At 66.8% G+C, this 19,530-nt stretch carries 25 protein-coding genes; 22 read left to right on the forward strand and 3 right to left on the reverse strand.

The window, feature by feature from the left end:
• The first annotated feature begins 75 nt into the window (after positions 1-75).
• The 4 genes from ACE3TA_RS19995 (at position 76) to ACE3TA_RS20010 (ending at position 2,914) form a co-directional block, all read left to right on the forward strand.
• Positions 76-993 (forward strand): hypothetical protein, encoded by a 918-nt coding sequence (locus ACE3TA_RS19995; RefSeq protein WP_374576099.1) that lies wholly within the window; start codon positions 76-78, stop codon positions 991-993.
• 79 nt (positions 994-1,072) lie between these two features.
• The gene (locus tag ACE3TA_RS20000; protein WP_374576100.1) at positions 1,073-1,588 is read left to right on the forward strand and encodes a hypothetical protein; all 516 of its coding nucleotides are present in this window, start codon (positions 1,073-1,075) and stop codon (positions 1,586-1,588) included.
• Positions 1,585-2,070: a hypothetical protein gene (locus ACE3TA_RS20005; RefSeq protein WP_374576101.1), complete on the forward strand. Its 486-nt coding sequence runs from the start codon at positions 1,585-1,587 to the stop codon at positions 2,068-2,070. The genes ACE3TA_RS20000 and ACE3TA_RS20005 overlap by 4 nt, the downstream gene beginning before the upstream one ends.
• A 184-nt stretch (positions 2,071-2,254) precedes the next feature.
• Complete coding sequence (locus tag ACE3TA_RS20010) at positions 2,255-2,914, forward strand: hypothetical protein (RefSeq protein ID WP_374576102.1); 660 nt, start codon at positions 2,255-2,257, stop codon at positions 2,912-2,914.
• Here the strand turns inward: ACE3TA_RS20010 and ACE3TA_RS20015 are convergent.
• Both ACE3TA_RS20015 and ACE3TA_RS20020 read right to left on the reverse strand, forming a co-directional pair.
• On the reverse strand, positions 2,911-3,354 hold the full coding sequence (locus tag ACE3TA_RS20015) for a lysozyme inhibitor LprI family protein (protein ID WP_374576103.1): 444 nt from the start codon (positions 3,352-3,354) through the stop codon (positions 2,911-2,913). The genes ACE3TA_RS20010 and ACE3TA_RS20015 overlap by 4 nt on opposite strands.
• Positions 3,351-3,833, reverse strand: coding sequence for a lysozyme inhibitor LprI family protein (locus tag ACE3TA_RS20020; RefSeq protein ID WP_374576104.1), 483 nt, complete (start codon positions 3,831-3,833; stop codon positions 3,351-3,353). Before ACE3TA_RS20020 ends, ACE3TA_RS20015 begins: the two co-directional genes overlap by 4 nt.
• Before the next feature lie 73 nt (positions 3,834-3,906).
• Here ACE3TA_RS20020 and ACE3TA_RS20025 point away from each other — a divergent pair, with 73 nt between their 5' ends.
• The 3 genes from ACE3TA_RS20025 (at position 3,907) to ACE3TA_RS20035 (ending at position 7,076) form a co-directional block, all read left to right on the forward strand.
• On the forward strand, positions 3,907-4,545 hold the full coding sequence (locus ACE3TA_RS20025; protein WP_374576105.1) for a hypothetical protein: 639 nt from the start codon (positions 3,907-3,909) through the stop codon (positions 4,543-4,545).
• Positions 4,515-5,042 (forward strand): hypothetical protein, encoded by a 528-nt coding sequence (locus tag ACE3TA_RS20030; protein WP_374576106.1) that lies wholly within the window; start codon positions 4,515-4,517, stop codon positions 5,040-5,042. Before ACE3TA_RS20025 ends, ACE3TA_RS20030 begins: the two co-directional genes overlap by 31 nt.
• Before the next feature lie 117 nt (positions 5,043-5,159).
• Complete coding sequence (locus ACE3TA_RS20035) at positions 5,160-7,076, forward strand: portal protein (protein ID WP_374576107.1); 1,917 nt, start codon at positions 5,160-5,162, stop codon at positions 7,074-7,076.
• An 82-nt stretch (positions 7,077-7,158) separates the two neighbouring features.
• On the opposite strand, the gene ACE3TA_RS20040 is transcribed toward ACE3TA_RS20035, so the two are convergent.
• On the reverse strand, positions 7,159-7,626 hold the full coding sequence (locus ACE3TA_RS20040; protein WP_374576108.1) for a hypothetical protein: 468 nt from the start codon (positions 7,624-7,626) through the stop codon (positions 7,159-7,161).
• A 62-nt stretch (positions 7,627-7,688) separates the two neighbouring features.
• Between ACE3TA_RS20040 and ACE3TA_RS20045 the strand changes: the two genes are divergently transcribed.
• The 15 genes from ACE3TA_RS20045 (at position 7,689) to ACE3TA_RS20115 (ending at position 19,530) form a co-directional block, all read left to right on the forward strand.
• Positions 7,689-8,258, forward strand: coding sequence for a hypothetical protein (locus ACE3TA_RS20045; protein ID WP_374576109.1), 570 nt, complete (start codon positions 7,689-7,691; stop codon positions 8,256-8,258).
• Positions 8,259-8,438: 180 nt separating this feature from the next.
• Entirely contained in the window at positions 8,439-9,251 is an 813-nt protein-coding gene (locus ACE3TA_RS20050; RefSeq protein ID WP_374576110.1) for a hypothetical protein, read from the forward strand.
• A gap of 59 nt (positions 9,252-9,310) precedes the next feature.
• Positions 9,311-10,051 carry a polymorphic toxin type 44 domain-containing protein gene (locus ACE3TA_RS20055; RefSeq protein WP_374576111.1) on the forward strand — a complete coding sequence of 247 codons (741 nt, stop codon included), beginning with the start codon at positions 9,311-9,313 and terminating at the stop codon, positions 10,049-10,051.
• A gap of 64 nt (positions 10,052-10,115) precedes the next feature.
• Complete coding sequence (locus ACE3TA_RS20060) at positions 10,116-10,598, forward strand: hypothetical protein (RefSeq protein WP_374576112.1); 483 nt, start codon at positions 10,116-10,118, stop codon at positions 10,596-10,598.
• A 238-nt stretch (positions 10,599-10,836) separates the two neighbouring features.
• A complete protein-coding gene (locus tag ACE3TA_RS20065; RefSeq protein WP_374576113.1) occupies positions 10,837-12,033 on the forward strand; it encodes a P22 phage major capsid protein family protein in 1,197 nt (398 codons plus the stop codon).
• Between the two features lie 72 nt (positions 12,034-12,105).
• Positions 12,106-12,744: a hypothetical protein gene (locus ACE3TA_RS20070; protein ID WP_374576114.1), complete on the forward strand. Its 639-nt coding sequence runs from the start codon at positions 12,106-12,108 to the stop codon at positions 12,742-12,744.
• 1 nt (position 12,745) lies between these two features.
• Positions 12,746-13,129, forward strand: coding sequence for a hypothetical protein (locus ACE3TA_RS20075; RefSeq protein ID WP_374576115.1), 384 nt, complete (start codon positions 12,746-12,748; stop codon positions 13,127-13,129).
• A 16-nt stretch (positions 13,130-13,145) separates the two neighbouring features.
• On the forward strand, positions 13,146-14,117 hold the full coding sequence (locus ACE3TA_RS20080) for a hypothetical protein (protein WP_374576116.1): 972 nt from the start codon (positions 13,146-13,148) through the stop codon (positions 14,115-14,117).
• A gap of 2 nt (positions 14,118-14,119) precedes the next feature.
• Positions 14,120-14,350 (forward strand): hypothetical protein, encoded by a 231-nt coding sequence (locus ACE3TA_RS20085; protein ID WP_374576117.1) that lies wholly within the window; start codon positions 14,120-14,122, stop codon positions 14,348-14,350.
• Positions 14,343-14,960: a hypothetical protein gene (locus tag ACE3TA_RS20090; protein ID WP_374576118.1), complete on the forward strand. Its 618-nt coding sequence runs from the start codon at positions 14,343-14,345 to the stop codon at positions 14,958-14,960. The genes ACE3TA_RS20085 and ACE3TA_RS20090 overlap by 8 nt, the downstream gene beginning before the upstream one ends.
• A 9-nt stretch (positions 14,961-14,969) precedes the next feature.
• The gene (locus ACE3TA_RS20095) at positions 14,970-15,374 is read left to right on the forward strand and encodes a hypothetical protein (RefSeq protein ID WP_374576119.1); all 405 of its coding nucleotides are present in this window, start codon (positions 14,970-14,972) and stop codon (positions 15,372-15,374) included.
• A gap of 2 nt (positions 15,375-15,376) precedes the next feature.
• Positions 15,377-16,240 carry a hypothetical protein gene (locus ACE3TA_RS20100; RefSeq protein WP_374576120.1) on the forward strand — a complete coding sequence of 288 codons (864 nt, stop codon included), beginning with the start codon at positions 15,377-15,379 and terminating at the stop codon, positions 16,238-16,240.
• A gap of 4 nt (positions 16,241-16,244) precedes the next feature.
• The gene (locus tag ACE3TA_RS20105) at positions 16,245-18,275 is read left to right on the forward strand and encodes a hypothetical protein (protein WP_374576121.1); all 2,031 of its coding nucleotides are present in this window, start codon (positions 16,245-16,247) and stop codon (positions 18,273-18,275) included.
• Positions 18,272-18,634 carry a hypothetical protein gene (locus ACE3TA_RS20110; RefSeq protein WP_374576122.1) on the forward strand — a complete coding sequence of 121 codons (363 nt, stop codon included), beginning with the start codon at positions 18,272-18,274 and terminating at the stop codon, positions 18,632-18,634. The genes ACE3TA_RS20105 and ACE3TA_RS20110 overlap by 4 nt, the downstream gene beginning before the upstream one ends.
• Complete coding sequence (locus ACE3TA_RS20115; protein ID WP_374576123.1) at positions 18,631-19,530, forward strand: hypothetical protein; 900 nt, start codon at positions 18,631-18,633, stop codon at positions 19,528-19,530. The genes ACE3TA_RS20110 and ACE3TA_RS20115 overlap by 4 nt, the downstream gene beginning before the upstream one ends.

The raw sequence follows: 19,530 nt of genomic DNA on the forward strand, positions 1-19,530 counted from the left end.
CCTCTTCGAGACCTCAGAAAACCAAGGGTCGCGCGTCCGCCGGACGGCGCGCGCGTCCGCATGCCGGAGATGCAGATGAGCGGCAAGTCATCGTCGCAAGGCGGCTTCTTCCAGCGCTCGGCCGAGCAGATCGCGGCGGCCAAGGCCAAGCTGGAGGAGCAGACGCGCCTGGCCTGGGAGCGGGGCGAGGACCTAGCGGATGCGGCCGCCAAGGGCCTTCGGACCTACGCCGAGGCCCAGACCAGCGCCGCCCAGCTCCAGGCGGCGCAGCAGGCGCGGGCGCTGCGCGCGGCGGGCGATGCGGTGGTCCAGGCGGTGCGGCCCAAGGCCAAGGACGTCGGCCTGCGCGGGCCGCAGCCGGCGGAGCCGCCCAGGCCGGCCGTCGCCGCGCCGCAGGGCCGCTATTTGGCGGACCTGACCCACCCGGAAGCCAATCCCTTCATGACCACCTACGCCAGGGACGAGCATGGGAACATCGACCGCAGCCGCTCCTACATCGATCCCTATCCGGCGAGCGGCCTTGGCCAACAGCCGATGAGCACGGACGAGCTCAAGGGCAAGATCGTGGACCTCTTGGCCGGCAAGCCCGTGGATCCGGGGCCGCACGTCACCTTCGTCAATGATGAACCCGCAAACCCCAGCCCCAATCAGCCGCTGACCACGCCGACAGCCCGGATGGTCGCCGGCGGGATCGTGGATTCCGGCGTGGACTTGGTGAACGTCAACAGCACGACGGGCGGGAAGCATGACCCGAAGAGCCGACACTACACGGATCAGGCCGTCGACATGAACCGGATCAACAGCGCTCGCGTGACGCCGCAGTCCGACGACGCCGCACACTTGCAAGCGGTCATGGCGCGCCAATCAAACATCCGCGACAACTTTGGCCCACGTAGCCAAACCAAGGTGCTTTCGTCTGGAGCTCCTCCTGTGCAATGGCCATCAGTTCGTGGTGGCCATCAGGCTCACGTCCATGTGTCGGGACAGCGGTGACGACGAAGTTCTTATTTTGTTCTTGACGCGGCTGAGCCGTCATGATCATTCCTACCTGAAGTAGTGAGGCGAGGTGGTCATGACGAGCGGTGGCGCGCCGATCGAGGCGAAGGCGGCGGTTGCTGCGCTAGCCGGGGCCTTGGCGCTCGTCGGCGGCGCGGCCCGCGCCGAGGGGAAGGACTGCGCGGGCGTCTTCTACTTCGATCCGCACGCCAAGCTGACGGTGAACGAGTTCATCGCCTTTGGAGACTACACGAGTGTTCGGGCGGCCGACGATCGCGTCCTCGCCGCTGCGACGACCTTCTGGGAAGGGTACCCGTCGCGAGGCAAGTGGGATGAGTTGGCGGTCGTCTATGCTTCGGACGGTTCCGGCTACGCTGATGTCATCGGCGGAGTGCTCTGGACGACAGACCGTTCGGCCTTTGGCAGTTGGGGCACGGTTGAGACGCGCAAGGCGGGCAAGGACATCTTCCTTGTCGTTCGGCCTTCCGAGCCGATGAGCGGCTGCGTGAATGGATTCACTTTCAAGCTGGACGGCCAACGCGTGCTTTGGGCGAACGGGACCCGGATCGGCGTGACGCCGACGCTTCCATGACCTGGCGCAGGACCGCATGTGCGCTGGGATTGGCGGTGGTCGTAGCCGGGCCGGCCTGGGCGGACGACTGCGCCAAGGCCTTCCGCTTCGAGCCGGACGCGCGTCTGAGCGTCTCGGCGATCGGCCGGCTTGCCGCCGAGTCCATGGACTCAAGCCTCAAGACGCCCCTCGGCGGCGTGATCGTCGTCTGGCCCTTCGACGATGAGGATCAGCCCGCGAAAGGCGCCTGGGTGGCTTACGCCGTCATCTACGCGACCCAGGGCGACGAGGGGGAGACCAAGCCCGGCGGCGTGCTTTGGGCCGATCCCAGGCTCGACCTCTACGCCTCGCTTTCGGCCAAGACGGTGCGCACGCCACACGGGATCAAGATGACCCTGGAGCAGGAGAGCCTCTCCAAGGCCTGCCCGGGCGGCTACGCGATCCTGCTGGACGACGACGGCGTCCTGACCGTGAACGGCGCGCGCATCGGCCAGATCCGCTAGGCGGCCCAGCCCCATCAGGGCCGCATTGCGACCGGCGTGAGACCATTTCTCGAGCTCGGCGCCTCGCCGAGCCGGCGAGTGCTGAACCCGAGCAGTCGCCAGCGCGCCGGGGGCGTGATGCGCCTCGCCGGCGTCTCGGCGCGGGCGCGCTCTTCGCGAAACAATCAAGAACAGGAGGCCGCCCATGGCCCCCAGGACGAACCAGGCCGGCGACGCGCTGATCGACGGTCTAGAGCCGGATTTCGGCGGCCTGGCCGAGGCCGAGGAGAGTTCGCACAAGGGGCCGGCGACGATCGGTCGGCAGAAGAAGGACAAGGGCGGTGCGAGCTACGGAACCTATCAATTCTTCAGCAAACGCGGCGCGCTCGGCGAGTTCCTGCGATCGAGCGGCTACGACGCCCAGTTCGCCGGGCTGACCCCCGACACGCCGGCCTTCGACGCAACGTGGGTCGCGCTCGCAGACGGGGATCCGGAGTTCGGAAAGGCGCAGAAGCGGTATGTGCTGAAGACCTACTACGAACGGCCCATGGAACGGCTGCGCCGCGAAGGCGTGGATCTGTCCACGCGCGGGCGGGCCGCGCGGGAGGCCGTTTTCGCAACCTCCATCCAGCATGGGCAGAACTCCGAGCTATTGGCCCATGCGCTGGCCGGTCTCGACCTCAAAACGGCGACCGACCGCCAGATCGTCGACGCCATCCAGACGTACAAGCTGGACAATGTGGATAAGAACTTCCCCAACAGCGCCGACGATCAGCGAAGGCGCATCGCGCGCGACCGAACGCGCCTGGACGCCATCGTCGGGGCCGAGGAACTGATGGCGCTCGGGATTCCCTTGTTCCCCTAGGGCGCGCTTGGACCGAGCCTGGCTTCGATCGCCTCGAGGCGTTCGCGGCGCTTCCGGGTTTCCTCGAAATTGCAGGAGATGCCGTTCGTCCGCGACAGCGTTCCGAGGCCGGCGTCCGAATAGACCATGTCGCATTCGGCGTCCCGAGCCTTGATCCAGGCGCGCTCGACCGTTCGCAAGTGTGATCTTTCAGCCGGCGCGAGACGTCTCATGAGCCGCTGGTACGCGGCGTTAAGCGCTTCATCTTCCTGGAGGTAAGCGCGTTGGATGCAATCGTCGATCGCCGCCCCCGTTCGCGCGGCGGTCGTGCAAGCCTTGAGATCGAAATTGTACGGCGGCTTGTCCTCTTCGGCGTTCGCCGAAGTCGCAGCCCATGCGGTGAGGCCAAGGAGCGCGAGGGCGAAGACAAGCGCGGTTGAGCCGTGACGAGGCCAGGTCATCGACAGAACGCCGCGTCGGCCTGGAACATGATGATGCGTTCGGCGGTGCGTCGCAGCCGGCAGCGGTCGAAGACCAGGGCTGGGGGCGTTCCGCTTTCGTCGTCGAGGCTCTCGTAGCGGCAGACCGCTTCACGGGCGCGGATACCGTCTTCGCGCATCTTGTTGACCCACTTTTTCTGGAATTCGTCGTCGGGCCATTGGGCGAGCTTCTGGCGATAGATCGCCTCCAGGGCCGCGTCCTGGCGGGCGAACTCGCCCTGATTGCAGCGACGTTCCTGGGCGGCGTCCGCGGCGGCTTTCAGGCAGGCCCGGAACTCAGCCGAGTAGCGCGACTCCGCACGTGGCAGAGGGGCCGCCGCGGCCGGGCTGGCGAAAAGCGTGGCGGCCAGCGCCAGCCAAAGCAGGGTCGTTGGTTTCGGCACGGTGTGAGGTCGCGCTCCAAGTTCTTCTAATGTTCTCGGAGCCGCGGCCGAGGTCAAGCTCAACTTAAGGTCGGCGCGCCGATCGGCGGGGGCCGGCGCCTCCCTTCAATCCACAAGTCTGGAGCAGCCCATGGCCACCATGCCTCGGGGCGAGCCGCGGTCAGTCCCTGACGCCGCGGGCGATGCCTATGACGCGATGATCAAATCCATTCGCCGCCTAGCGCAGGGTGACACCGATCTGAGCGATGGAGACGACACAGGCTACTACAGGCTTGGACTCGAATGGCTGACTGGGCTGGGTCCGAGGCGCCATGAGTTTGGACAGAATGATCCGGCGACCAAGATCCTGAGAGGGCATGAACACATTGCGACCTTGCGAAAACATATCGCGGATTCGACGCTCGAAGTTGGGAAGACCTATCACGACAATTTTTCTCTTGGAGGACGGCAGGGCGTTCCGAAATTTGCGAAGGTCTATTCGGCGGTGCCAACTGGCGGTCGGGTGGGTAATCTAGCGGCAGCCTATCTCGGCTCGTATCCACTCGAGTACAGAGTTCTTTCGGTGAACAAGGACGGCTCAAAGGCAGTGGCGTTCAAGGTAGCAAACCAGTCCACGCTTGAATCAGCTACGCGGCCGCCGGTGCTGGGATATACAGGGCCCTACAAAGAGATTGTCGGACCAGCGCTGAATAGCCTGGTGCCGACGGGCCCCTTATCGAAGACGTCGCAGACATTCGAGTGGACCGAAACGATTCCGGCTGGGAAGTGATCGAAAGGGCGGCGATGCGGTTGGCGACGAGAGCGGCGGCGATAGGCATCGTCTTGTTGGCGATCGGGTTTCCGCTTTTCGGCTGCGGGCTGCGATCGCCCGCGCCCCAGGACATTGTTGGGCGTTGGACAAGCGAGAAGGGCGGCGAGTTGGTCTTCGCGGCCGACGGGCGGTTCGTCGGCGTCGCCTACCCACTGAAAAGTATTGAGGAAATGGATCCAGGCGACGTGCTTCTCAAGACCGACAACCCCGTGCCGAGGGTGTCAGTATCGGGCACGTGGCGATTGGGGAAGCCGGGCAATCGTCGAACCTGGTTGGATTACTGGGCACCTGTCGAGCTGGAGGGCGACAAGGCCGAAGGATATCCGGCGGGTTGGACCAACAGCCTGATGTACAACGACGCCACCGAGTGGGGAGGAGCCTCGCGCCAACGGCCTGTACTGCAGTTCTGGCTGCGCGGCGACCTCGACGGCGTGGTCGAGTATCGCAAGCAATAACAAAGGTCTTTGCGCCCCGTGGCGCTCATTGCGCGGCCGAGCCGGCCGCCTCCTCCTTCGACAAGCGCCTGAGCATATTCACATCCCCCGCTTCCCGCGGGCGGAGCAGGAGACCCCATGTCCGATGAGATCCTGAAGGACGCCCGCGAGGCGTTCGACCTGGCGGCCGAGCACGAGGCCGAGAACCGGCGCGAGGCGCTGGACGACCTGCGCTTCGCGCGCCTTGGCGAGCAGTGGCCGGAGAAGGTGCGGCGCGACCGGGAACTGGAGGGCCGGCCGTGCCTGACCATCAACCGTCTGCCGGCGTTCATTCGCCAGGTGGTGAACGATGCGCGACTGAACTCGCCGTCGATCACCGTGCATCCCGTGGACGGGGCGGCCGATCCGGCGACGGCGGAGATCTTCAACGGGCTGATCCGCCACATCGAGCAGTCGAGCGACGCGGAGGTCGCCTACGACACCGCCCTCGACTTCGCGGTGACCTGCGGCTTCGGCTACTTCCGGATCAACACCCGCTACTCGCGCGACGACGCCTTCGACCAGGACATCGCCATCGAGCGGGTGGCCAATCCCTTCTCGGTCTACGGCGATCCGGAGTCCACGGCGGTGGATTCCAGCGACTGGAACACCGCCTTCGTCGTCGACACCCTGCCCAAGGCCGCGTTCGAGGCGCGCTGGAAGGGCGCCGATCCGGTGGACTGGGCCGCGGACGGCTACGCCGGGATGAAGGCGCCCTGGCTGGACGGCGAGCGGGTGATGGTGGCCGAGTACTGGCGGCGCGAGGCGGTGCGCCGGCGCATCGTCGCCCTGTCGGACGGCCAGGTGATGGAACTTTCGGCCTATGAGCAGCAGAAGGCGCTGTTCGACGCCCTGGGGGTGAAGGTGGTGGGCCAGCCGCGGGACGTGGCCAGCCAAAAGGTGGTCCAGCGGATCATGACCGGCGCCGAGGTGCTGGAGACGGTGGAGTGGGTCGGCCGGTTCATTCCCATCGTGCCGGTCTATGGCGAAGAGGTGCACGTGGACGGGCGGCGGCGGCTGAAGAGCCTGGTGCGCGACGCCAAGGACCCGCAGCGGATGTTCAACTACTGGCGCACCACCTCCACCGAGCTGGTGGCGCTGGCGCCCAAGGCGCCGTTCATCGGCCGCAAGGGCGCGTTCGAGAGCGACGCGGCCAAGTGGGCCACGGCCAACGTGCAGACCCACGCCTACATCGAATACGACGGGCCCGAGCCGCCGATGCGCCAGCCGTTCTCCGGCGTGCCGGCCGGGGCGCTGCAGGAGGCGCTGAACGCCAGCGACGACATGAAGTCGATCATGGGCCTGCATGACGCGAGCCTGGGCGCACGGTCGAACGAGACCTCCGGCCGGGCGATCATGGCCCGGCAGCGGGAAGGGGACGTCTCGACCTTCCACTACATCGACAACCTCTCCCGGGCGATCCGCCACGCCGGGCGCATCCTGATCGACCTTATCCCCAAGGTGTATGCGACGCCGCGGGTGGTGCGCGTGCTGGGCCCTGGCGGCGAGCCGGGGGCGGTGGCCGTGAACCAGAAGGTGCGCCAGCAGGCGGCGGGGCCGGACGGCCAGCTGCGCGAGATCGAGAAGATCTACGATCTGACGGCGGGCAAGTACGACCTGACGGTGCGCTCGGGGCCGAGCTTCACCAGCCGCCGGGAAGAGGCCGCCAGCCAGATGATCGACCTGATCCGCGCCTTCCCACAGGCCGCGCCGGTGATCGGCGACCTCTTGGCGCGGAACCTGGACTGGCCGGGCGCCGAGGAGATCGCCGGGCGGCTGGCCTCGCTCCTGCCGCCGCAGGTGCGTGGCGATGCGCCCTCGCCGCAGATCGAGCAGGCCAGGCAGCAGATGGCCCAGATCGTCCAGGCCCTGGCCGCGGCCAAGGCGCGGATCGAAGAGCTGGAGAAGGACCGCGCCCTGCACGCCCGCAAGCTTGAGATCGAGGCGTTCGAAGCGCAGACCCAGCGGATGAGGGTGGCGGGAGGCGGAGGGGAGCCGGGACGGAGGGCGAGCTAGAGTTCCATATGGAAGAGGTGAAGCGCTAGGCGGCCCGGTTGCGGACCCGGGCCGATCGCCGCGGGCTCGACGGCGGCCAGAACTAGAACCAGCGCATCCGAAAGTCGCTGCGCCACGCCGAAAGAACCGCGCTGGCCAGCAGCACGGCTCCCAGCACTAAGAACAGCGCGCCGATGGCGAGGCTGGCGATAGCCAGCGCATAGATCGTGGCTGAGGCCGCGCCGACCTCGCCGAGTACGAACGCCCATCCGAGGCCGAACGCGGCGATGCCCACGCCCAGCCAGAGCATTGCGATCGCCGCGCTCCCCAAGGCCAGCGCGCGGCCCAAGGCGACCTGGCCGCCTCGTCCATCGGCGCTCGACGCCTCGAGCCGACGACCGGCGACGGCGAGGCCGACGAGCAGGATCGCGGCCAGGCCCGTCCATAGGCCGAGAGCGCCCCAGGACAGTGTCCAGAGCAGCGTAGAAGCGCCAACCCCCGAGGCCGTGACGATGACGGCGCGGCGGCCGAAGAACCCGACGAATTTCCGAAGGCGAGGCGAGTTCCTCATTTGTTCCTTTGTGGACGGTCGACTTGCCAGCGTCAAGTGCAAGCCAAGGAGATCAATGAGAGATGAGCCCGCGCCAGGACTATCGTCCCGCACGCGTCCGGGATAGCGCGACCATTGAGGTGATGGCCTATGACGTGCTCGCACCTGAAGACGGGCTGGGGCCGAACCACGCATTTCTAGTGATCACGGACAATGCATCAGGAAAGAGGTGGATTGTACGTGGCGGTCCCAGCCGCCGTGATCCGGCGGAATTCTACGAGGCCGTGAGGGCCGGCGACCTGAATGTCGTCGGTGAGGTCGAGCCGATCGACAAGAGCATCGAGCCCGACATGGTCAAGGCGAAGCACAAGACGGTCAGGCGGTACTTCACGACATTTCTGCCCGATGTTTCCGGACAAGCCCTGGCCGGCAGAGCCGCCGACATCGTGCGCGAGACGAACGATCTCGGCAGAGGCTATTGGCCGAACCAGAACTCAAATAGCGTCGCGGCTGATGTCTACCAGGTGCTGACGGGGAAGCGCCTGGAAGGCGGGCAGCTCTGGGGCGTGCGGACCCGCCTGCGCGACGACATGAATCCGCTCGACTGGATGCGCCAGCGCGCGGTCGAAATCAGCGACAATCTGAGGCGCTGAACGCCGCGGCCGAGGGCGGCGCGCGCTTCGATGTTCGTATTTTGTTCTTGACTTCCGCGCGTGGTTTCGGCACGATGTTTCTATCGTCGGTTCTTGCGTCTGAGGCGCGGGACGGCCTGGGCGTCGCCGGTTGCGCGAGCTGGTCCACGGGGCGCTGAGCCCCTCTATCCCGAGGAAAACATGGAAACGGAAGACGCGGTCTTGATGGACGCGGGCGATGGCGCGCGCGTTGATGACGACGCCGGCCTGGGCGCGGGCGGCGACGAGCTGGTGGAGATCGAGCACGACGGGCGGATCTACCAGGCGCCGGCGGCGCTGAAGGGCGCGCTCATGCGCCACGCCGACTACACCCGCAAGACCCAGGAGCTGGCCGAGCAGCGGCGCGCGCTGGAGGCTCACCGGCGCGCCTTCCACGAACAGGCTGAAGGCGCCCAGGCGCAGATGATGGACCAGGCGCGGATGGCCAGCCTGGACGAGACCCTGGCCGAGTTCCAGGGTGTCGACTGGGAGCTCTACGCCTCGCAGGACCCGCAAGGGGCCCAGGCGCTATGGGCGCAGTACCAGGCCTTCCTGGAAGGACGCGAGCGGCTGGCCTGGATGATCGCGCACCGCGGCGAGCGCCAGCGGCTGCAGGCCGAGCGGGCTTTGTCCGAGCGCCTGGCCGAGACCGGCCAGGTGCTGTCGCAACAGATCGAGGGCTGGTCGCCCGAGGTGGCGATGAAGCTGGTGGACTACGCCCAGGCCTTCGGCGTGACCCTGGATGAGCTGCGCGAGGCGGCCGACCCTCGGCTCTGGCAGATCCTGCACCGCGCCCAGCAGGGCGACGAGCTGGCCCGCCAGCAACAGATGGCGCGGACTGTGGAGCAGGCCCAGGCCGTGCGCCCGGCCGTGCAGGTCACTGGATCGGCGGCCGGCGGCGGCGGCGTGCGCGACGAGCTCGGCACCGCCGAATGGATGAAGCGGCGCAACGCCCAGGCCGTGCGGGGGCGCTGATGGCGGAGAATTGGCGCCTTCGGTTGATGACGGCTCCTAAGCGGCGGGACCAGGAGCCAATGGAAGCCGGCTGGCGGGGTGTTCCCTACGCGCTTCCCGATCAGAGCGCTCCGGCGGATCGCAGCGGAGGCGCGAGTGGAAGGCTTCCCAGCCGTTCCGATACGCGCCAACCTAACGACGACGCGGCGGGCGGACTCTACGCTTCAGAGTACGGCCATGACGGACATCGTCCTAAGACGCTGGATCTGCGGAACACCGACCCGAAGGCGTCGCCGGTGATCGACCTGTCGCGCTCGAAGCCCGGTGACGTCATCGTCACGGATCGAGCCACGATCCGGATGGACAAGGACAATGTCCCTCAGGTCACCCTGCACGAGGGTTTTGGGAATGGTCGTTCTGCGGCGGCGGTGGGGCCGATCCTGGCGCCCAATGGGCCGGCGGTCGCGGACGTCGACAGCAACATGGCTGAGGCGCGCAGCCATGATCCGTTCTGGTTCCGCCAGATGGTCCCCAACCGCGGGCCCTGGGACTACAAACAGCGGGGAAACAATGGCGAGTACGAAGCCTTCGGCAACTTCCACTACGGGGCCACCGGCAAGGTCGTTGGGCCCGTCGGCATTCCGAGCGGGAACCTCTTCCAAGAGGCGGGCCGGGCCCAGACGCGGGATCACACATCCAACTCGGAATTCGGCTCGCCCGGCATTCGATTCCTGCCCTTTACAGGAACTAAATCCCTTGGAGACGATCCGGTCGACCAGTACTGGATCGAGCAGGGCATTCGATACGCAGGCAGCCACTGACGGTTGCGTTCCCATTTTGTTCGGGCTAGCTTGAGCGCACCTAACCACCGTCAAGGGCAAGCTGATGTGGAAGTGGGCGGCCGGATTGCTGGGGGGCGTCGTTCTCGCCTTCGCAGCCTGGGGCTTCTGGTCCACGTACGGCGCTTTCTTCCTGCCGGGCGGGCTCACCGGGGAATGCGGCTACGATGTGCTGGAACGCGTGACATCGCCTGACGGCCGCGTCGATGCCCATGTCGTGCGTGTGAACTGTGGCGCGACGACAGCTTACAGCATCAAGATCGTGCTCACGCAGGCGGGCCACGCTTTCGACGAGAAAGGCGCGGTGACCGTGGCCGGTTTCGACTGGAATGAAGCCAAGGCGTCGTGGGATCACGACGGGCTCCTCATCATGATCGACGACCGCGCCAAGCCGTTCCGGGAAGAACCGGAAGGGTTGGGCGTGTCAGTACGCTATCGCACGATCCACGCGGCCGAGGCCCCAAAAGACTCGGCCGAGGAGGCCTGGCTCCGCAGGCAGGAAGCCAAGCAAGGCGTCGACCTCCACTAGATGCGCCGCAAGGCCGGGCGCGTCGGCTGACGCCGCTTGGCGCGGCCAACTCTGAACGATCGGCGACCAATCCGCCTGAGGAAGTCGCCCAAGGCGCCAGCTGGCAAGCGGCGCGACCAACCCTGCGCGCGCGAGCTGGCCGGGCGGTCAGGACCTTGCGTCCGCGTGATCCGCAACCCATCCGGCCCGTGCGCGAGCGCGGCTCCGCAAGGGCCTGAAGAAGGACCTCCAAAGCCCTATGGCCAATACGATTCTCACGCCCACGGCGGTGACCCGTGAGGCGCTTCGGGTGCTGCACCAGAAGCTGAACTTCGTGGGCTCCATCACCCGGGAATACGACGACAGCTTCGCCCGGCAAGGCGCCAAGGTCGGCGACACCCTGAAGGTGCGCCTGCCCAACCAGTACACGGTGCGGACCGGCTCGACTCTGGACGCCCAGGACTCCACCGAGACCAGCGTGGACCTGAAGGTGCAGACCCAGAAGGGGGTCGACCTGAACTTCACCTCGGTGGACCTGACCCTGTCGCTGGACGATTTTTCCGAGCGCATCCTGGAGCCGGCGATGTCGGTGCTGGCCGCCAACATCGAGGCGGACGCCATGTCGATGTACAAGGACGTCTACAACCAGGTGAACAACCACGGTGCCACGGCGACCTTCGCCAAGATCCTGCAGGGCCGAAAGATCCTGGTGGACAACCTGGCGCCGCTGGCCGGCCGGACCTGCAACCTGAACACCCAGGACAACGTCGACCTGGTCGACGCGCTGAAGGGCCTGTTCAACGACCGGACCAACATCTCCAAGCAGTACCGCGAAGGCTACATGGGCCGCACGGCTGGGTTCGACTTCATGGAGAACACGCTGTGGCCCTCGCACACCGTGGGGACCAAGGCGGGCACGCCGCTGGTGAAGGGGGCGAGCCAGAGCGGCGCCTCGCTGATCACCGACGGCTGGACGGCCTCCACCGCGGCGCTGACGGCGGGCGACGTCTTCACCATCGCCGGCGTCTATCGCGTGCATCCGGAGACCAAGCAGTCGACGGGCATCCTGCAGCAGTTCGTGGCGACGGCGGACGGCGTGGCGGACGGCTCGGGCAACCTGACCGTGGCGATCAGCCCGGCGATCGTGACCACCGGCGCGACGCAGAACGTCTCCGGCTCGCCGGCGGACAATGCCGCGATCACCGTGGCCGGCACGGCCTCGACCCCGCACGGGATCTCCATGGCCTACCACAAGGGCGCGTTCGCCTTCGCCTCGGCCGACATGGTGATGCCGCGGGGCGTGGATTTCGCCGCCCGCGAGGTGTTCGACGGGGTGTCGATGCGGATCGTGCGCCAGTACGACATCAACAACGACAAGTTCCCGTGCCGGCTGGACGTGCTCTACGGCTACCAGACGCTGCGGCCGCAACTGGCCTGCCGCCTGGCGAACAACTAGCGCCGCGGCGCTGACCAGGAGGGGCGGGGACCAGTCCCGCCCCTCGACCTTTTCCCATTCATCGGCGGGGCCATGACGCTTTCCACCTACACCGACCTGAAGTCGGCCGTGGCCGACTGGCTGGACCGCGCCGACCTGACGGCGCGCATCCCGGACTTCATCGCCCTGGCCGAGGCGCAGATGAACCGCTCGCTCAGGCTGCGCCGGATGATCGCCAGATCGACCGCGAGCCTGGACGCGGAATTCACCACGGTTCCGAGTGATTTCCTGGAGGTGATCGCCCTGACCTTGGACGACGGCCAGGTGCTGACGCCCGCGCCGCCGCAGGTGCTTGCGGCGCTGAAGGCCGCTGCGAGCGCAACGGCGAGACCCCGGCGCTATGCGGTGGTGGGCGAGGCCTTCCACCTGCATCCGCCGCCCGACGCGGCCTATGGCGTGACCCTGACCTACTACGCCAAGATCCCGGCCCTCTCGGCCTCGACGACGACCAACTGGGTGCTGGCCGAAGCGCCCGACGCCTACCTCTTCGGCGCGCTGCTGCAGGCCGCGCCCTACCTGCGCGACACCGACGCCATCGCGATCTGGAGCGCGGGCTATGACGCCGCGCTCGCCGGCCTGCGCGCCGGCCAGACGACTGAAGCCGGTCCGCTGCAGGTGGAGCCGGGCCTGCAGACGCTGCGAACCGTTTCATCCTCGACGACGGAGTTCTGATGTGAGCAAGGCCAACTACGCCGAGACCGCTGTGGTCGACTGGCTGCTGGGCGGAGCGACGCCGACGCGACCCAGCGCGCGCTACCTGGCGCTGCACACCGCCGATCCGACCGATGCCGGCGCGACCGGGGAGCTGTCGGGGAACGGCTACGCTCGCCAGGCGATCACTTTCGGCGCGGCCTCGTCGGGCTCGGCGTCGAACACCTCCACCCACACCTTCACCGCCTCGGGCGGCGATTGGGGAACGGTGAGCCACTTCTCCATCTGGGATGCGTCCACGTCCGGGAACTGCCTCTACGTCGGCGCGCTGACCACCTCGCGGACCATCAACGACGGTGAAAGCGGAACGGTGGCGGCGGCGGCGATCGCCTGCAGCGAAGACTGATCGCCGGGCCTGAAACGTGGCTACGACCTGGAATCCATCGGACAAGTCGTCGGGCGCGCATCTGTCGAACGGCGATCTGACCGCCGTTCTGGACGCCTTCCTCGACTACGCACGCGCCACCACGGCGCTGTCGGGAAAGACCTATTGGGAGGTGCTGGTCAGCGCCGGCGCCTCCGAGGCGGCCGTGGGGCTCATGCCTCTGGGCTCGACCGACTTCAACAACTACGGCTCTTGGATCTACGCCGACGGGACGATCTATCTGGCGGGTCTGTACGGGTCGACGGTCAGCTATGGCTCGTCTCTCGCCAATGGCGTCATCGTCCGTCTGGCGGTGGATTGGGACAACCTGCTGTTCTGGGTCAAGGTCGGGACCGGGACCTGGAACGGGAGCGCCGGAGCCGACCCCGCTGCTGGAACCGGCGGCTTCGACGTTTCCGCCGCGACGATCGCCGGCTCGCCCAGCGCTCCCGTGGTCACCACAGGCTCTTCAGCCAACACCACGTGCACCGCGCGTTTCGCCTCGGCCGACTGGACCTATTCGGCGCCGAGCGGCTTTTCTTCCCTCGACGGCGGCGCGAGCTTCGCCTTGTCCGGTCTTGCGGCGGGCGTCGCGGGTCCGTCCGCCGCCCTCGGCGCGCTGCGGCCCTGCGCCGGCCTCGGCGACGGCGCTGGCGGCGCGACGGCCGTGCTGGCCGCCTCACGACCTGTGGCTGGTGCAGCCGCCGGCGCGGGCTCTGCGAGCGGAACGGCGGGCGCAGGGCCTGGCGTGATCGCGGGCGTCTCGTCCGGCGGCGCGGCGATGCTCGCGGTGATGCTCAGGAGCGCGCTCTTGGCCGGGCCTGCAGCGGGCTTCGGCGTGGCGAGGTTGACCCTGGCCGGGGGGAGCCTCTGGCAGGGCGCGACGCCGACCTCTGGGGCATGGGCGAGTTGGGGCGCCCGCGCCGCCGCGTGGTCGCGGCAAGCCCCATCGGACCTAATCTGGAGCTGAGCATGCGCTTCATCGCGAGCACCCTTGAGGGGCTGAAACTGGAACTCGAGCGCGAGTTCGATCGGCCGCGGGCGCCGGGCGCGCCGACGCCGATCTTCTCCAGCGCTACGGACGGCCTGCCGGCGGCGGCCTCGTATCCGGGCTGTCTGGTGCGCCTCAGCGACCTCAACATCCTGGCCGTCTCGGACGGCTCATCCTGGATTCGACAAGACACGGGAGCCGCCATTGCCTAGCTCGGCCACGGCCCGCCTGCGCTTCGAAAAGCAGTTCACAGGCGAGAACATCAACGTGTGGGGCGAGCGCCTCAACGCCAATTTCGACCTCATCGACCAGGCGATCTGCGGCCTGGCGACCATCGCGCTCACGGGCGACGTCACGCTGACCTCGGCCAACTACGCGGAGGACCAGGCGCGCTACGCCATGCTCAAGTTTACGGGCGGCGGGCCGTTTCTCGTGACCTTGCCGAGCGTTCAAAAGGCCTACCGGATCTGGAACGCCTGCAGCGACACGCTGACGATCACCACAGGCGCTGGGACGACGGCCATCATCGACGCCGACGACATCGTGGACGTCATGTGCGACGGCTCCAACGTCAAGTCGCCAGGGATCGCCGGCGTCTCGCTCAAGGCCTACATCGACAGCGTGGTCGTCGGCGGCGGAGCCTCGTTGCCGTCATTGACGTCCAACGCCGGCAAATGGCTGACGAACAACGGTTCGATCGCCCTGTGGGTTTACCCCGGCGTCTCTGCGATCAGCGACTACGCCTCGGATCAGACCAACCGCCATGCGGCGACGCTTGCGAGCGCGCAAGGCTTCGCCATCGCCATGGCCATCGCTCTCTAGGAGACATTCATGGCTGTCACGCCGAACTCCGTCATTACGCCCCAGAGCATCAAGACCGCCAATGCGGTCTGCACGGCGGCGAAAACCACCTATGACGACGCCGCCGCCGCAGTCTTGCTGCTCACGGCGGGCGCGAACGGGGGGGTGCTGTATGGCCTCAAGGCGGTGGCTAGAGCCACAGTCACGGCGACCAAATGCCAGCTCTATCGCTATGATGGGGCGAACTACAACCTGATCGCCTCGACGGTGATGAGCGCCTACACGATGGCCGCCACGTCGGCTCAGGCGCCGACCGATTTCGGCTTCAACGAGACGGCGCCGCTGCGCCTGGCGCCTGGAGACGCGCTCTATGTGGCGATCGGCGTAGCCCTCGCCGGCGGCGTGGTGTTCGACGCGCAGTACGAGGAGCTCTAAGAATGGGGCGCGTGATCGGCGCTAACCCGATTGCGGACGGCAGCGTAGCCGAGCGCTTTCAGGCGAGGGCGCGGCCGAGCGGGTTGAAGGCGCGCAAGCGCAGCGCGATCGCCAGGTCGATCACGGGCGCGGATGACCTGTTGTGGACGCCTGAGGTGTTCTCCGTAGCCCAGCTGCGCCAATGGTATGACGCGACCTGGGCGCCGGGCGTCATCCTGGACGACTCTGGAAATCTTGCGCAGTGGCGTTCGCGCGCGGACTTCAACTTCTATCTGCGGAAGGGTCAGGGCGCGTTGCCGACCTATTCGTCGACGGGTTTCGACGGCCGGCCGGCCGCCGTTTTCGCGGGCGGCAGCCAATGGCTCGTGGGCAGCGCCGCGCAAGACATTCGGGCGCTGGCGGTCGTGGCGAAGTTCGGAACCGGAACGCAGACGTCTTGGACGGTCTATGCACAGACTCTTGTTAACTTTGGAACAGGTGATGCTGGCAGCCTTGGGCTAATGGGCATCAACAACACCGACGGAAACTGGTGGACGGCCGGTGGCTTCCTAAACTCTGTTTCACGTAATGGAAGCGGCTATCAGGACGTGAACGGCAGCGCGGCCTTGCCTATGAGCGGCGACCTGTTGGTGGCCGAGAACGCTGACGGGTCCGGCGCATACGCGGTCAGTCTGGGCGACGACCGGGACTACGGCGCGCGGGGCTGGTACGGCGCGATTTCCGAGTGCCTCCTTTTTCCCGACGTCCTTTCCGACGATGACCGAACGCGTCTTGAGGGCTACCTCGCCTGGAAGTGGGGCCTCACCGCGAAATTGCCGGCGGATCATCCTTACAAGACCGCCAAACCCCTTCGCGCAGGAGGCTAGATCCATGCGATTGGGCCTTGATATTCCGCCAGGTCTTCAGGCGGACGATACGACATTTGCGTCTTCCGGACGTTGGGTGGACGGCGACAACGTTCGCTTCCGGCTCGGCAGGCCGCAGGTGCGCGGCGGGTGGGAGACGGTGGTCAAGGATAAGCTGGGCGGCGTGTGTCGCTCGGCGTTGTCCTGGACCGACAATTTCGGCGTGCTGAATCTAGCTTTCGGCACGCACGTTACGCTGGAGCTCTTCCAGGGCGGCGGACTGTATGACGTCACACCGGTCCTGCAGCTTCCTGCGACGACGTTGGCTGACGCATTGCAGGTTGCAGACGGCTCGTCCACGGTCACTGTGCGGCACCCGTCGCACGGGCTTTCCGACGGGAGCGAGATCATAGTCTCAAGCGCCCTGCCTGTCGGCCGTGTCACGCCGAACGGCGCATTCACCATCGCGATCATCGACGCCGACAGCTACAGCTACGCCTATTCGTCGTCGGCGGATCTCGCCAAGACCCTGGGCGCCAACCCGCTTTCAGTGACCAACGGATCGACGACGGTCACGGTGGCTGACCCCGGCCACAGCATCGCCGACGGAACGAAGATCACCATTTCGGGCGCTGGTGCAGTCGGGGGGATGACGCCAAACGGCGTGTTCGCAGTCACTGTGATCGACGCCGACAAATATACGTTCGACTTCACGTCGCCGGCGAGCTCCACTGCGACTGGCGGGGGTTCGGCGATCGTCGTCACGGTGCCTGACACGGGAGGCGGTTCGGTCGTCGTCGCGCCGCAAGCCGCCTTCCAAGAGGGGCAGACCGATGGCACGGGTTCGGCGGGTTACGGCACAGGCGCCTACGGGGTTGGCGGCTACGGCCAACCTTCCACCGCGGACTATTTCCCGCGCACTTGGAGCCTTTCGGCGTGGGGGCAGAATCTCATCGCCAATCCCCGCGGCGGAACGATTTACGAGTGGGCGGCGACCGACACGGGGATCGTCGCGGCGCCGCTGAAAGATGCTCCGTCAAAGGTCACCTACGCCCTTGTGACGCCGACCCGTCAGGTGATGGCGCTGGGCGCCAACGAAGAACTGTCCAACGTCTTCAATCCCGTCTGCATCCGGGTGAGCAACATCGGCGACAACACCGACTGGGCCACCCGAGCGGACAACCTTGCCGAAGAGATCATTCTGTCGGGAGGCGGGCGATTGGTCGCCGGCCGGGTTGTTGGGGAATACGTGTTGGCCTGGACAAACCACGGGCTCTTTCTTGGGGCCTTCGTCGGCTCGACGTCGCAGGGCTGGCGCTTCGATCAGATCGGCCGAAATTGCGGCCTGATCGGCCCAAACGCAGCCGTCGTCTTTGGCCAGACCGCGTTTTGGATCAGCCCCGACCGGCAGTTCTGGAGCTGTCAGCTCGGCGGGGCTCCGACGCCTCTGGACTGCCCCATTCGGGACGAGTTCGCCGGCAATCTGGCGGCCTCTCAGGCGGACAAAGTCGTCGCCTCGTCTGTCACCGAGTTCGGCGAAGTGCGCTGGGACTATCCTGACGCGCGCGACGGACTTGAGAATTCTCGATATGTCGTGCTGCAGGTGTCTGGTGCTGACGCCGGCGTATGGTCCAGGGGGCGCATGGCGCGGACCGCGATGGTGGATGCGGGACCTTCCTTGTATCCCCTCGGCACGGCCTTCGACGGCCAGGTCTATTGGCATGAGCGCGGCCAATCGGCGGACGGGGCGGCGATGAGCGCCTACATCGCCACCGGCGATCTCTATCTGTCAGAAGAGGAGGTCGCGATGTTGGCTCAAGTCTGGCCGGATGCGTCGGGCCAAGTCGGCGGGCTGACGATCACCGACACCTACCGCTTCGACCCCCAAGGCGCCGTCTTCGCCGAAGCCAGCGGCGTGATTGCGCCGGGCGAACGCAAGGTCGACCTGCGCGCGACCGGCCGGCTTCATCGGTTGAGATTCGAGGTCAATTCGTCGCCCGCCTACTTCCGGCTGGGACGGATCATGCTGGACGCGCGCCCGGCCGGCCGACGGTGAGTTTCGAAAACGAGTGGGCGCGTTGCTCGCACTGGATCGCAGCGGCGCTGGAGCATGCCCGTGGCGCATACGCGTTGGAGGACGTCCTTGAGATCGTTCGGCTTGGCGACGCCCGTTTCTGGGCGGGTCGCCAGGCGGCGATGGTCACCGAGATCCACGAATATCCGCGTGTGCGAGCGCTGCACTTCTGGCTGGCGGGCGGCGACCTAGCCGAACTGCGCGATCACCTGCGGCCCATGGCTGAGGCCTGGGGCAGGGCGCAGGGCTGCACGCGCGCGACGATCATTGGCCGCAAAGGATGGGCGCGAGCCCTTGGCTACCAGGAAGTCGCGACGGTGTGCGCGAAGGAGTTGTCATGAGCCTTTCACTCAAGTTCGGCGGCAGCAAGGAGAAGTCGTCGGCGACAAGCAAGACGACGCCGATCGTCCCGGACTGGATCAGCACGGGTACGCAGGGCCTCGCGTCGAAGGCCACGGGCCTGGCGACCGCCGATCCGAATACATTCGTCGCCGATTGGAACCCCTACCAACAGACGGCCGCCGATCGCGCCGGACAACTGGGAGGCTCCAATCCCTACCTCGATCAGGCGTTTTCGATCGTCAATCTCGTGGGCAACTACAAGGCGCCGCAGGTCCGCGCCCAGAGCCTTCTGGACAATCTGGACGCCTATCAGAACCCCTATACTAAGAATGTCGTCGACGCCGCGTTGGCTGACTACGACTACGGTGCGGGCCAGGCGCGGGCGGGACTGGCCGCCGACCTCGCGCGCTCGAGCGCGTTCGGAGGGTCGCGCGCGGGCATCGCTCAGGCGCAGACCGAGGATGCTCTGGCGAGAGGCCGGGCATCCACGTCGGCCAACCTCTACGATCAAGCCTTCAACACGGCGGCGAACCTGTCGAGCCAGGACGCCGCGCGCAGGCAGGACGCTTCGGCCGCCAACGCACAACTTCATATGGCCAAACAGAATCAGGGGCTCCAGCTGGCGCAACTTCTGGCGGACATGGGCTTCCAGAAGAGCGCCAGCGATCGCGCCGACATCGCCACGCAGCTTGACGTCGGCAATGCGCTGTACGGCGTCCAGAACACGCAGGCGCAGGCGCCTATTTCCACCCTGGGGTCGCTGTCGCAGATCTACAGCGGCCTGCCGCTGCAGCTCTTCACCGGTAGCCAGACCGATCAGAAGGGCAAGGTGTCGAACTTCAATTGGGGGGTGTCTGCAAGCGGCACCTACGAAAATGGGGCGCTCCATGCGTGA

The organism is Phenylobacterium sp., assembly GCF_041916435.1.
GTDB lineage: Bacteria > Pseudomonadota > Alphaproteobacteria > Caulobacterales > Caulobacteraceae > Phenylobacterium.